Origin of the sequence: Aurantiacibacter sp. D1-12 (assembly GCF_028858515.1) — a bacterium.
GTDB lineage: Bacteria > Pseudomonadota > Alphaproteobacteria > Sphingomonadales > Sphingomonadaceae > Alteraurantiacibacter.
The window spans coordinates 552,968-566,251 of sequence record NZ_JAPJZJ010000001.1 but is presented as its reverse complement, the minus strand read 5'-3'; the positions used below and the strand labels follow the sequence as shown (position 1 = coordinate 566,251).

The window sequence follows — 13,284 nt, the reverse complement described above, 5'->3', positions numbered from 1 at the left end:
GCGCAAGCGAATTGCGACGGTTTTGCGCGGATTTTGTAAGATTGTCCCCAGCCTAGCGTATTGCAGCGCAGTGGCCGGCAAATTGTTACTCGGCGACGTCAGCCAGCGGGTCCTCATCAGCTGGTGCGGAATCTCCCTCACCGCCAATTGCGGGGATGGCAGGATCTTCGCTGGCCTCTGTCGTCGAACGATCGAGCGAATCGCCAAAGTCATTGCCGCCGCCCGAAGCATCGATGGCAACTGCTGCAATCACGATCGACAGGGCTACAAACATGATGGCGAACCACTTGGTTGCGCGGCTGAGCACGTCAGCAGCGCCGCGTGCGGACATCAGACCGCCCGGGCTTCCGCCGCCACCGATTCCCAATCCGCCGCCTTCAGACTTCTGCATCAGAACAAGGCCGACAAGGCCGGCAGCCACAATGGCCTGGATTACGGTTAGGAACAGAAAAAGGGTCATGTCAGTACAGTCTGTCTATCAATTGCGGCACCGTGCCGGACGGCGCATGTAGTCTTCACTGCCCCGATCCACAAGTGCAGATGCGGTTGGCGCTTATTCCTCGCCATCACCCGCCGCAGCGATAATGATGCCCAGGAAACTCTCCGCAGTCAGGCTTGCACCCCCGACCAGCGCGCCGCCCACCTCTTTACCCGAGAGGATCTCGGCGGCATTTTCGGGCTTCACGGAACCCCCGTAAAGGATGCGGATGGCCGCTCCGTCTTCTCCATAGACTTCAACAAGCTTTGCACGGATATGCTTGTGCATAGCCACGATGTCTTCAGGCGTAGGGGTCTTGCCCGTGCCGATAGCCCAGACAGGCTCATAGGCAACTGTGACCTGTTCGGCGACGCCTTCACCCTCGGGCAGCGAACCCTTGAGTTGACGTCCGACGGTGGCTTCTGCCTTTCCGGCTTCGCGATCATCCAGTGTTTCGCCAACGCAGACAATCACGCCCATTCCGGCTTCGATTGCAGCTTCGGCCTTTTGCTTGACCAGAGTGTTGCTTTCGCCGTGATCGGCACGCCGCTCACTATGGCCAACGATAGTGAAGCTGGCGCCAGCATCCTTTGCCATTGCCGCCGAGATGTCACCGGTATGCGCGCCGCCTTCTGCGGGATGGCAATCCTGCGCGCCAATGCCGATCAGTTCCGCTTCCTTGCGAGTGGCGTGAATCAGGGTGAATGGCGGAGCGACCGCTACTTCAACCTTGATGAGTCGTTCAGCAGCACGGTCAATTGCCCGAGCTTCGGCCAGCATTGCACGGGTGCCGTGCATCTTCCAATTGCCGACGATGTAAGGACGGTTGCTCATTAATAATCCGATATTTCAAGTAATTGTAACAGACGGAAGCGCTTACCGCCTTATGTAATGTCAAACCGCGCTATCGCCACCCTGCCTGCTTGTCAAAGCTGCTTTTACACATTGCGGGAAAGCATATCGAGCCTGTTGCGGCATAGTCGCAGCCGCGATAAAGCCGCCACTCGTATTGCAAAGAGGCACTTGACCTCCAATTTCCACTGGCTCCGGCCACAACAGAATTGATCTTCATGCTCCAGCTTTTCCGCAGCTTCTTCAAATCCAAGGTTGGCATCATTGTGACGCTGGCATTTCTAGGCCTGATCGCGGTTGCCTTTGCCAGCTCGGATGTGGCCAACAACAGTACGTTTGGCGGGGTTGCGGGTGGTGACCGCGTTGCAGTTGTGGGTGATCGCACGATCTCGACATCCGAACTTGCACAGAATGCCAACAACGCTCTGGAGCAGGCTCGCCAGAACAATCCCACACTTTCGATGCCAGCTTTCATCGAACAGGGCGGATTGGCAGATGTGATCGAACAGTTGATCAGTCGTAGTGCGATTGCCGAATTTGGCGAATTGCTGGGCCTTCGTGCCGGACGCACGCTGGTAAATAGCGAAATCACCAACGAACCGAGCTTCCGGGGCGCAGGCGGCGAATTCGACCCGGAACTGTTCCGCAACATGCTTCGCCAGCGTGGACTTTCGGAAGCTATCGTCCGCGATGACCTGGCGCTGAGCCTGATGGCCCGCCAGACGGTAGTACCGCTCTCTTACCAGACCCGCATGCCGGAAAGCTTCGCGCGTACCTATGCCCAACTGCTCAACGAAACGCGCATCGGCACGGCCGTTCGTTTCCCGGCAGAGGCATTTGCGCCGGCAGAGGGCCCGAGCGATGCGCAATTGCAGGAATACTATGCGGCCAATCAGGCAGCATATATCCGACCGGAACGCCGGACCATTCGCTATGCCACTTTTGATGATAGCGCGCTGGGCGAATTGCCGGCTGTGACCGATGAGCAGATCGCTGCCCGTTATGAGGCCGACGCCGTGCTCTATCGCGCGACAGAGCGCCGCAGCTTCACCCAGCTTGTCGTCCCTACGCAGGCTGCGGCCCAGGCCGTGATTGATGAAGTGAACGGCGGCATGTCGCTCAATGCTTCGGCTACGTCGAAAGGCCTCGCCACAACGACTGTAAGCGATGTCGAGCAGCCTGACTTTGCAACGACGGCCTCGGAAGCCGTGGCAGAAGCTGCATTTGATGCTCCTGCCAATGGCCTTGTCGGGCCGGTTCGCGGATCACTTGGCTGGTACGTGTTGCGTGTGACGAATGTCGAGGAAGTGCCTGCGCGGTCGCTGGCACAGGCGAGCGACGAGATTCGCGAAACGCTGACGCAGGAGCGTCGTCGCGAAGCTATGAACGAGCTGACCGAGCGGTTCGAGAACGAATTCGCTCGCGGCAAGACATTGGCACAGGCCGCTGAAGAACTTGGGGTCGAGATTGAGACAACACCGCCATTGCTGGCCAACGGCCAGGTGTACGGGCAGCCGGCCACTCCTCCAGAGGAACTGGCGCGCGTCGTCAACTTTGCATTCCAGATTAACGAGCAGGAGCCGCAGATTACAGAAATCGTGGCGGGCACTGTCTACATGATTTTCGATGTTGGTCAGATCACCCGCAGCGCGGCTGCACCGCTCGCCGAGATCCGCAATGAAGTCACCGCGGCATGGCGACGTGAGCAAGGCATGGCAGGCGCGGCTGCAGCGGCACGCCGGGTGCTCGACCGCGTTGAAGGCGGAGCTTCGCTTGCCGCCGCTGTGGCAGAGGAAGATGCCTCGATCGATGCGCCGACAACACTGCGCCTTAACCGGCAGGAACTCGCTGCGTCGGGCCAGGTAAATCGCGCAACAATCCTCTTCTTCTCGATGGCCGAAGGGACGACCGAGCGCGTTTCGGTGAACGAGACCAGCAGCTGGTTTGTTGTCCAGCTGAACGAGATCGAAACGGCCGAGCTTTCGGACGAAGAAGGTCAGCAATTTATTGCGAACACGGCTGCGCAGCTCTCTGCCGCAATGGGAGAGGAATACGTCGAACAGTTTGTCGAGGCGGCACAGCGCGCGATCGAGATCGAGCGGAATGAGGACGGTATCAACGCGGTTCGCGATCTGCTGACCGGAAATACCACAGCACCCTGAGCGAACAGGAGGCCGATCTGGCCGCGGGATTGAACAATGCGCCAGAAGCGCGGGCTGCGCTTTCAGAGGGCCGTAACACGCTCATCTGGCGGCGTGTGGTTGCGGATACAGAGACTCCAATCGGCGGCGCACTCAAGCTGATTGAAGAAGGTCGCGGGGACTTCCTGCTGGAGTCGGTCGAAGGTGGCGAAATACGCGGACGTTATTCGTTGCTGGGGCTCGATCCCGACCTGATCTTTCGCGCTACCGGGGATGCGGCCGAAGTCAATCGCAACTGGCGGCATGACCGTGCTGCCTTCGACAAGATGGATGGTAACGCGATGCAGGAGTTGCGCGCACTCGCGCAGTCATGCCGGATCGATGTTCCGAAAGAACTGCCACCGGCCCTCGCCTGTCTCGTCGGTTACTTCGGGTACGAGACGATTGGCCTTGTCGAGAAGCTCCCGCGTGCGCCGCAGAGCACGCTGCAAGTGCCCGACATGCTGTTCGCCCGCCCGGCGCTGGTACTGGTTTTTGACCGACTTACAGATGCGCTCTTTGTAATCGCCCCTCTTTGGGCTGATGAGGGTGAGCCGGCGGGCAAGGTCGAACGGGCAGCAGAACGGATTGACGAAGCCCTGCGAAAGCTCGGCGAGAAAGTCCCTGACGCCTCTCGGCTGGATGCTCCTCCGGTAGCGGGACTCACGCCTGTTCTGGACGATGCCACTTATGCCGACATGGTGCTGCGCGCGAAGGAGTACATCACCGCGGGAGACATTTTCCAGGTTGTGCTGGCCCAGCGCTTCACCTGCCCCTTCCCCTTGCCACCCATCGCACTCTATCGTGCATTGCGGCGGGTGAACCCCTCACCCTTCCTCTACTTCCTCGACATGCCCGGCTTTGCCGTTGTCGGCTCCAGCCCGGAAATTCTGGTCCGTGTGCGCGACGGGGAAGTTACCATCCGCCCGATTGCCGGCACCCGCCCTCGTGGGGCATCGGAAAGTGAAGATCGGTTGAACGAAAAATCACTTCTGGCTGACCCCAAGGAATGCGCTGAACACCTCATGCTGCTCGACCTGGGGCGCAACGATGTTGGCCGCGTGGCAGCAGGTAACACCGTGACCGTGACCGACAGTTTTACTATAGAGCGGTACAGCCACGTCATGCACATTGTCAGCAATGTCGTAGGGCAACTTGCCGATGACAAGGATGCGCTCGACGCCATGTTTGCAGGTTTTCCGGCGGGCACGGTCAGCGGTGCCCCCAAGATTCGCGCCTGCGAGGTCATCGCCGAACTCGAGCCCGAGACGCGCGGCGCCTATGCTGGCGGCGTTGGCTATTTCGCGCCCGACGGGTCGGTTGACAGTTGCATCGTACTTCGCACCGCTGTGGTCAAAGACGGTGTGATGCACGTTCAGGCGGGTGCGGGCATCGTTGCCGACAGCGATCCAGCCTACGAGGCCGAGGAGTGCCGCCACAAGGCAGGCGCCCTGATCGCGGCTGCAAAGGAGGCGATGCACATCGCCAGCGAACCGGAATTCGGCCAGTGAACGGGCGCACCCTGCTTTCACTAGCCTTGATAGCGGCCCTGACCGGTTGCGACATCCACTTTGAACGCGATGCGGCCGAAGACCTTACGTCGATCTGCTCACCGGTCATGTTCGAGGAAGTGCCGTTTACGCAATGCACCGCCGACCCGGCGCAACACGCTATCGACATGGACCTGCGGGCAGAGGGCGAGGATGCCCCGTTCCGCTCGCTGAGGGCGCTTTCGGAGAGCGACCGTGCCTTTGAAACGCCACCCATCGTGTTTGCGACCAACGGCGGCATGTTCGATGATGATGGCATGCCTATCGGATACTTTGTCGAGCACGGCCATCGATTGACCGTGCTCAACCAGAACGAAGGCCCTGGCAATTTCCATCTGCTCCCGAACGGGGTGTTCTTCGGCGAAAGCCCGACCGGACCCTGGGATGTGATGGATACCGATAGTTTTGCCGAGCGTGGCGAGCGCCCCTATTTCGCGACGCAATCCGGCCCGATGCTTGTTGTGAACGGAGAACTGCACCCGCAGATCAATCCGGACGGGACATCGCTTCGCATCCGCAATGCAGTGGGCGTGGACGGCTTTGGCCGCGCGCACTTCGTGATGAGCGAGGCACCTGTGAGTTTCGGCAAGCTCGCCCGTTACTTCCGCGATGTGTTGAACGTGCGCAATGCACTCTATCTAGACGGGACCGTATCGCAGATGTGGGACCCGGCTGACGGGCGGCTTGATACCGGGCAGCCCATCGGCCCACTAATTGTCGTCACCATGCAAGAGGACGCTTCATGAGCGAATATCGCCAGCACTATCCGATTACCGAACCATTCGAGAGCGGCATGCTCGACGTTGGCGAAGGCCACTCGCTGTACTGGGAGCGCGTGGGCACCAGAGGCGCCAAGCCTGCGGTGATGCTCCACGGCGGACCAGGTGGCGGGGTCAGTCCGACGCTGCGCGGCCAATGGGACCCGGCGCTTTATGACGTGCTGCTGTTCGACCAGCGCGGCTGCGGGAAGTCACTTCCCTTTGCTGAGATCGACAACAACGACACCTGGCGCATTGTGGAAGACATGGAGAAGCTGCGCGAAATGTGCGGCTTCGAGACATGGCAGGTTTTTGGCGGTAGCTGGGGTTCGACTCTCGCTCTCGCCTATGCGCAGAAGTACCCCGAGCGGGTGAGCGAGCTTGTCCTGCGTGGGATCTTCCTTGGCCGCCAGAAGGAAAAAGCGTGGCTCTACAAGTGCGGCGCCAGCGAGATCATGGCCGAACAGTGGGATTCGTTCATCGGCCTTATCCCCGAAAGCGAGCGCGGCGATTTGGTGCGCTCTTACTATGACCGGCTGACCAGCGATGATGAAGCTACCCGGCTCGCAGCTGCGGAGCAGTGGTCGCTTTGGGAAGGCACAGTGGCTACGCTGCTGCCCAACCCCGATCTGCTCGCAAGCTTCGCGGATCCTTCCAAGGCAGTGCCCTTTGCCCGCATTTGCGCCAAATTCTTCCTCGAAGACTTCTTCATGGAAGAAGGCCAGCTGCTGGCGAATGCGGACAAGCTCAAAGGCATACCGGGTATTATCGTGCAGGGCCGCCATGACATCTGCTGTCCGCCGGTCTCGGCTTGGGAGCTCAAGAAGGCCTGGCCGGAGGTCGACCTGCGCATCGTCGACGATGCCGGTCACAGCGCGATGGAGCCGGGTATAACCGACGGTCTTGTCCGCGCGACCGACGAACTGACGGGAAAGTAAAGGAACTAGACGCTTGATTGCATCCGCGCGTCAGGCAAAGGCACATTCATGAGCACGCCCCCCGACATTCTCGTTGTCGACAATTACGACAGCTTCACCTTCAACCTGGTCCATTACCTGATGGAGCTGGGTGCGAATGTTGTTGTTGAGCGCAATGATGCCTTGAGCGCGGCTGAAGCCCTGTCTCGCGGTGCGAAAGGCATTCTGATCTCTCCCGGTCCGTGCACACCCAATGAAGCGGGCATTTCGCTTGATCTTGTCGCTGCCTGTGCCGATGCGCAGATGCCGCTTCTCGGAGTATGTCTCGGTCACCAATCCATTGGGCAGCACTTTGGCGGAACGGTAACGCGTGGCGGTCTGATGCACGGCAAGACCTCGCCCGTGACGCACGACGGAAGCGGAGTCTTCGCAGACGTGCCCTCGCCCTTCATGGCCACGCGCTATCATTCGCTGATTGTCGAGAACATTCCCGACTGCCTGCATGTCAATGCGACGAGCGAGACACCCGGGCTGGACGGCAGCAGCGTAATGGGCTTCCGCCACAAGGAGCTGCCAATCCATGGTGTGCAGTTCCATCCGGAAAGCATTGCGACAGAACATGGCCACAAGCTGCTCGCCAATTTCCTTGGCATTTGCGGCATCGATTCGACGTTGCCAGCATGACCACGTCCCTGCCCGCAACCGACGTGCCGCTGACCGAAGCCGAGGCTGAAGCCGCCTTCAGCGCCATGCTGGATGGCGAAACGAGCGATGCGGATATCGAGCGTTTCCTATCCGACCTTTCGGATCGTGGCGAAGTCTCCACTGAAATTGCCGGGGCCGCCCGCGCCATGCGCGATCGCGTGATACCGATTGAAGCGCCGGACAATGCCATCGACGTGTGCGGAACAGGCGGTGACGGGCACCACACGCTCAATGTCTCGACTGCCGTCTCTCTCGTAGTCGCGGCGTGCGGCGTGCCTGTGGCGAAACACGGTAATCGCGCGGCGAGCTCCAAGTCCGGTGCCGCAGACACGCTTGAGGCTCTGGGGCTCGACATGGAAGCCGCCGGGCGCACAGCCGAGAAGACACTCTCCGAAATCGGCATCTGTTTCCTGTTTGCCCAGCATCACCACCCTGCACTTAAACACATGGCTCCTATCCGGAAGAAGCTTGGCAAACGCACGATCTTCAATCTCATGGGGCCGCTCGCCAATCCTGCACGCGTGCGCCGCCAGCTCATTGGCATTGCCCGCCCGGCCTATGTTCCGATCTACGCAGAGGCGATGGCGCGGCTTGGCACAGAGCGCAGTTTTATCGTTTCGGGGGACGAAGGTCTTGATGAGCTCAGCCTCGACCAAGGCAACGAAGTCGCCGACATTTTTGGGCGCGAAGTGCGCATGCGCCGTGTCGATGCCGATGATGCTGGCCTTCCCCGCGCTTCGGTCAAAGACATTCGCGGCGGTGATGCTCATTTTAATGCCAAGGCGCTAATGGCGCTGTTGCTGGGCGAGAAAGGCCCATACCGCGATGCCGTGCTGTTCAACGCGGCCGGCGCGCTGATCGTAGCGGGCGAAGTCAAAAGCTGGAGCGATGGCGTGGAAGAGGCTGCAGAAGCGATTGACAAGGGTCTCGCCAAGGCCCTCCTCGACTGCTGGATCAATACGGCCCGGTAATGAACAAACTCGAAGAGATTTGCGCCTTCAAGCGGGAAGAAGTGGCGGCGCGCAAGGGCTTTCACACGCTGGAAGATTGTGACCGGCGCGCGGAGGAGGCTAGCGCACCTCGCGGCTTCAAAGCCGCCCTCGAACGCAAGGCACAAAAGGGCTTCGGTCTGATCGCCGAGATCAAAAAGGCGAGCCCGTCCAAAGGTCTTATCCGAGCCGATTTCCGCCCTCACCAGCATGCAATGGACTACGCAGCTGGCGGCGCGGCGTGTTTGTCCGTCCTAACCGATGCCAGGTATTTTCAGGGTCACGAGGATTACTTGATCGAAGCGCGTGCCAGCTGTGAGCTTCCTGTTTTGCGCAAGGATTTCATGGTTGATCCGTGGCAAGTTGCAGAAAGCCGCGCGATAGGGGCGGATGCTATCCTGATCATTGTGGCTGCGCTCGACAACGTTCAGATGGCAGAGATCGAAGCCGCTGCTCTGGATCGGGGTATGGATGTGCTTGTCGAGGTCCATGATGAGGAGGAGATGGAGCGGGCCGGAACGCACCTTTCGTCCCGGCTGATCGGCGTCAACAACCGCAATCTCAAAACCTTCACCACAGATCTGGCGACGACGGAACGCCTTGTACCGCTAGCTCCCGAAGGCAGCCTTCTGGTCGGCGAAAGCGGCATCGCGACGCATGGCGATTGTACCCGCCTCAGCAAATGTGGTGTGCGGTGCTTCCTGGTGGGGGAAAGCCTGATGAGGCAAACCGATGTCACTTCAGCAACGCGATCGCTGCTAGGAAACTGAATTTTACAGAACCTTTCTGCTTGTCACCCGTTGAAATCGTGTATGGTCACTTCAGATCGGACTTTAACTTTGGAGGAATTTCATATGGGTATTTTCAGCACGATTAAGAACGCCATTTTCGGTGACGACGAAACCGAAGAAAAGAACGCAAAGCCAGGTGCAACCCCGTTTGGCCGTAAGAGTGCCGATTCGGTCAGCGAAGTCGATGTAGAGGCATCGCTTGATGCGAAGGAAGGCGCGGACAAGCTCAATTGGCGTACGTCGATCGTTGACCTGATGACGCTGGTTGGCATCGATCCCAGCTACGAAAACCGCAAGGAACTGGCGACCGAACTGGGCGACACCGATTACTCGGGCAAGGCCGAGGAAAACATCTGGCTGCACAAGCAGCTGATGTCCAAGATCGCCGAAGCAGGTGGCAAGGTACCCCCTTCCCTTCGCGACTAAGTTCGCTCTGAAATTTTAAGCATACTGACATGCCGGGTGATCTGCGATAGATCGCCCGGCATGACTTCTTTGAGCCATCTGGATGAGCAAGGGGCCGCGCGCATGGTGGATGTGGGCGGCAAAGCACAGACCGCACGAGAGGCCGTTGCCGAGGGACGGATCTCAATGTCACCCGCAACACTGCAGGCCGTTCGCGATGGCAGTGGACCCAAGGGCGATGTTCTGGCCACGGCGCGTCTCGCCGGGATTATGGCAGCGAAGAAGACCGGCGAACTCATCCCGCTGTGCCACCCGCTCGCGCTGGACAGTGTCACTGTCGGGTTTACCTTTGAAGACAGCTTTATTCGCGTAACTGCGCGTGCATCGCTTACCGGCAAGACAGGCGTCGAGATGGAAGCGCTCACGGCAGCATCAATTGCTCTCCTCACAATCTACGACATGGCCAAGGCGTTGGAAAAGGGCATGGTGATCGAGCAAGTGCGGCTCATCAGCAAGACAGGCGGCAAGAGTGGCGAATGGACTGCGGATATGCCCCCCACTGTTTCCCAAGCGCGGTGATCTTTCAGCGCGCCTTCCGACACTTCAGCAATGGATTGCTATACGCTCTTCGCCAACGAGAGAGTCGCAATCTATCTCCTCCAAAATGGCGGTATCGCTTGACTTAAGCGAATCTGTTTCATAATTGTTCTTTATTCGTTCCCGAAATGGAACATTTGAGTGAGGAACAGGCACATGTTGACCGCGAAGCAACACGAACTGCTGCTATTCATCAACCGACGGCTCGAAGAATCGGGCATCTCCCCCAGTTTTGAAGAAATGAAGGAAGCGCTCGACCTGAAGAGCAAGTCCGGCGTGCATCGCCTGATTTCAGCTCTGGAAGAGCGCGGCTTTATCCGCCGTCTGCCCAATCGTGCGCGCGCACTTGAAGTGGTCAAGATGCCGGAGAACGTGGCGAACGATCCGGTTGCCAAGGCAACGACGCCTCCCGTTAAGCAACCCGAAGCAGCAAACGACGTGATCGAGATCCCGCTGCACGGGCGAATCGCGGCAGGTGTTCCGATCGAGGCCCTGGAAGACAGTCAGACGTTGCCAGTCCCCGCCGCCTTGCTTGGCTCGGGTGAGCACTATGCGCTCGAAGTTTCCGGCGACTCGATGATCGAAGCAGGCATCTTTGATGGTGACTTCGCGCTTGTGAAGAAATCGAACACTGCGCGCGATGGCGATATCGTGGTCGCGCTGGTGAATGGCGAGGAAGCGACGCTGAAGTACCTCTTCCACGATGGCGGCAATATCCGCCTCGATCCGGCCAACGCCTCCTACGACCCGCAGGTCTATGCTGATAGCCAGGTGGAAGTTCAGGGCAAGCTTGCAGGTCTCCTGCGCCGCTATCACTGATCACATCGACACTGATTGCCTCGACGCGAATGTGGGGGCTGAGGCGCTAGTCGCTTCGCCCCCGCCACCAACCATGCTGGCCTTCGCTCGCCGCAACGCTCCGGTAAGTCTGATCGGCAAGGTTTACCGAAAGTCCGCCGGTCTCCGATAGCATCCTTCCATCGGCCTTGAGCCAACGCGGTGCACAGCTACGAGGAAGCCAACGATCTGAAACTACGATATCCGCGCGTTCGCATGCTGCGGCCAAGGCCCTCTCGGCCACGATATCGCGGCTGCGGCTCATCAGGATATGCCAGTCTCGCCCGCCTCTGTTGACGGTGATCGCGCAAAAGTCCGGGGAGCATTCGGCTCCCGGCCATTCGGCGATAGGCAATGGTTCACCTTCTACTCCTGCCAATTCGAGCAGGTTGTCGCGGGTAAAGCTGCTCCGCGTATCGCGCAGGACCAGCAAGCGGTCATCCTCCCCCGTTATTCCAACGTGCCTGCCATCGCTTGAGATCAGAACATCAGGAATGGGCGTAAGCGCTAACGCAGTTACACCGAGCCCGACAGGGACAAAGCCTAGCAACCGCGCCGTTCCCCGCCACAGCCCAAGCCACAAGCCTCCAGCCACAAAGAGCAGTACAGTGCCCAAGGTCATTTGCGGGATCAGTTTAACTGCACCCGGTTGGTTCGCAGTGAAATGGGCAATGCCGATCAGCAGGTCGAGCGACTTGCCTGCCAACCACCAAAACGGTGCTCCCAGTCCTATCACGTCGAAGAGCAATGCGATGGCGATCAGTGGCATCGAAATGAAGGTCACCAGCGGTATGGCAATCACATTGGCCAGCGCGCCGTAGACCCCTGCCCGATGGAAGTGGAACAGCACAATCGGCATGAGCGCGATCTCGATGACGAGGCCAGTGACCAACAGCATCATTGTCCGCCTGCTTAGCCACGCGAGGCGCCCTTCCTCTCGCGGGGCCAGAAACTGCTTCACCGGTTCAGCATTGTGAAGCGCGACAATGGCAATCACGGCGGCAAAGCTCATCTGGAAACTTGGTCCGACAAGGCTCTCGGGCCAGACGAGCATCACCGCCATCGCCGCAATCGCGACCATACGGAGAGACAGAGGCTCTCTGCCTAGAGCCAGCGCGACCAAGACAAGTAGCGCGGCGATACAGCTGCGCACCGTTGGAACCTCCGCTCCCGTCAGCAGAGTGTAACCAATGCCCGCCAGGGCCGCAATCCCGGCGGCGACAACGGGCAACCTCATGCGCAAAGTGAACCAGGGCCAGAGCGCCAGCAATTTGATAGCAAGCAGATATCCGGCAGCGATCACCGCACTCACATGCAAGCCGCTTATGGACAACAAGTGGGTCAGTCCAGCATCGCGCATAGCGTCTTCATCGGCTTCGGAAATCCCTCCGCGATCTCCGCTGGCAAATGCCGCTGCGATACTTCCTGCCGAGCCATCCAATTCGCCGCGTACATGGCCGGACAACATGCGTTGCAATCGGGCGATGGGTGCGTTCTCTCCGACCGACTCTTCGAGAACCTCGATCTTGCCCTGAACGCTGCCTGTGGCAGAAAGACCATCGAACCACGCGGCTCGGGCGAAGTTGTATCCTCCGGGCAGCATCGGTGCTGCAGGTGGCATCAACCGCACATTGGCGCGAATGAGTGCTCCCTCGGCCATCGCTTCCCGCGCATCCTCAAGCGGCACGTTCACGCGGATCTTTGCTGGGTCGTCCGTTTCCGGCGCCCTGATTGCAAGCACGAGCCGCACCCTGTCGAGCGCGGGTTGCTCGATCCGCTCCAGAATGCGTCCCTCAATTTCTTCGAACATCGGGCGGTCGAAGGCCTGCGCACCCACCATTTCGGAGCGTGCCCAGATCAGTCCGGTGCCAAAGGCAAAAAGCAGTCCCACTGCAGCGAGAGCGCTTACCACATGCACCCGGTCATCCCGATGCCGCCATTTCGCGATGCCAGCCAGTGCGACTAGCAAGCCGAACCCAATGCAGGCCACCCAGCTCGCCGCATTGGGCAGGACAAACCACGCACCGATCCCCGCAGCCATAGCCACCGCCATCCACGGGCCGCGGTCGAATCCGGCGCGCCCTAGAAATCGCTCGATAACGTCCGCCGCGCTGGACAAAGAGGCACGCTTTCGCCAAGGCGTCTGCTGCGGCGCAGCATCGCTCCCGTCTTCCCCCAGCGGAACCAAAGGCGGCTGCCGCGTTGCCATGAGGATTACAGGACAG

At 59.6% G+C, this 13,284-nt stretch carries 13 protein-coding genes; 10 read left to right on the top strand and 3 right to left on the bottom strand.

Annotated elements, in window-relative coordinates; translation table 11 throughout:
* Nucleotides 1-85: 85 nt before the first annotated feature.
* A complete protein-coding gene (secG, locus tag OOZ52_RS02800) occupies nt 86-460 on the bottom strand; it encodes a preprotein translocase subunit SecG (RefSeq protein ID WP_274696956.1) in 375 nt (124 codons plus the stop codon).
* 93 nt (nt 461-553) lie between these two features.
* On the bottom strand, nt 554-1,312 hold the full coding sequence (gene tpiA, locus OOZ52_RS02795) for a triose-phosphate isomerase (protein ID WP_274696955.1): 759 nt from the start codon (nt 1,310-1,312) through the stop codon (nt 554-556).
* Between the two features lie 236 nt (nt 1,313-1,548).
* Between tpiA and OOZ52_RS02790 the strand changes: the two genes are divergently transcribed.
* The 10 genes from OOZ52_RS02790 (at nt 1,549) to lexA (ending at nt 11,041) form a co-directional block, all read left to right on the top strand.
* On the top strand, nt 1,549-3,492 hold the full coding sequence (locus tag OOZ52_RS02790) for a peptidylprolyl isomerase (protein ID WP_274696954.1): 1,944 nt from the start codon (nt 1,549-1,551) through the stop codon (nt 3,490-3,492).
* Between the two features lie 29 nt (nt 3,493-3,521).
* The gene (gene trpE / locus OOZ52_RS02785; RefSeq protein ID WP_274696953.1) at nt 3,522-5,021 is read left to right on the top strand and encodes an anthranilate synthase component I; all 1,500 of its coding nucleotides are present in this window, start codon (nt 3,522-3,524) and stop codon (nt 5,019-5,021) included.
* On the top strand, nt 5,018-5,806 hold the full coding sequence (locus OOZ52_RS02780) for a phosphodiester glycosidase family protein (protein WP_274696952.1): 789 nt from the start codon (nt 5,018-5,020) through the stop codon (nt 5,804-5,806). The genes trpE and OOZ52_RS02780 overlap by 4 nt, the downstream gene beginning before the upstream one ends.
* Nucleotides 5,803-6,756, top strand: a complete 954-nt coding sequence (gene pip / locus OOZ52_RS02775) for a prolyl aminopeptidase (RefSeq protein WP_274696951.1) — start codon at nt 5,803-5,805, stop codon at nt 6,754-6,756. Before OOZ52_RS02780 ends, pip begins: the two co-directional genes overlap by 4 nt.
* Nucleotides 6,757-6,804: 48 nt before the next feature.
* Nucleotides 6,805-7,419, top strand: a complete 615-nt coding sequence (locus OOZ52_RS02770) for an anthranilate synthase component II (RefSeq protein WP_274696950.1) — start codon at nt 6,805-6,807, stop codon at nt 7,417-7,419.
* A complete protein-coding gene (gene trpD / locus OOZ52_RS02765) occupies nt 7,416-8,411 on the top strand; it encodes an anthranilate phosphoribosyltransferase (protein ID WP_274696949.1) in 996 nt (331 codons plus the stop codon). Before OOZ52_RS02770 ends, trpD begins: the two co-directional genes overlap by 4 nt.
* Complete coding sequence (gene trpC, locus OOZ52_RS02760) at nt 8,411-9,199, top strand: indole-3-glycerol phosphate synthase TrpC (RefSeq protein WP_274696948.1); 789 nt, start codon at nt 8,411-8,413, stop codon at nt 9,197-9,199. Before trpD ends, trpC begins: the two co-directional genes overlap by 1 nt.
* An 84-nt stretch (nt 9,200-9,283) precedes the next feature.
* A complete protein-coding gene (locus OOZ52_RS02755) occupies nt 9,284-9,646 on the top strand; it encodes a DUF3597 domain-containing protein (RefSeq protein WP_274696947.1) in 363 nt (120 codons plus the stop codon).
* A gap of 60 nt (nt 9,647-9,706) precedes the next feature.
* Nucleotides 9,707-10,204 carry a cyclic pyranopterin monophosphate synthase MoaC gene (gene moaC / locus OOZ52_RS02750; RefSeq protein ID WP_274696946.1) on the top strand — a complete coding sequence of 166 codons (498 nt, stop codon included), beginning with the start codon at nt 9,707-9,709 and terminating at the stop codon, nt 10,202-10,204.
* A 174-nt stretch (nt 10,205-10,378) separates the two neighbouring features.
* Nucleotides 10,379-11,041 carry a transcriptional repressor LexA gene (gene lexA / locus OOZ52_RS02745; protein ID WP_274696945.1) on the top strand — a complete coding sequence of 221 codons (663 nt, stop codon included), beginning with the start codon at nt 10,379-10,381 and terminating at the stop codon, nt 11,039-11,041.
* Nucleotides 11,042-11,087: 46 nt separating this feature from the next.
* Here lexA and OOZ52_RS02740 read toward each other — a convergent pair whose 3' ends face one another.
* Entirely contained in the window at nt 11,088-13,268 is a 2,181-nt protein-coding gene (locus tag OOZ52_RS02740) for a ComEC/Rec2 family competence protein (protein ID WP_274696944.1), read from the bottom strand.
* Nucleotides 13,269-13,284: the final 16 nt, after the last annotated feature.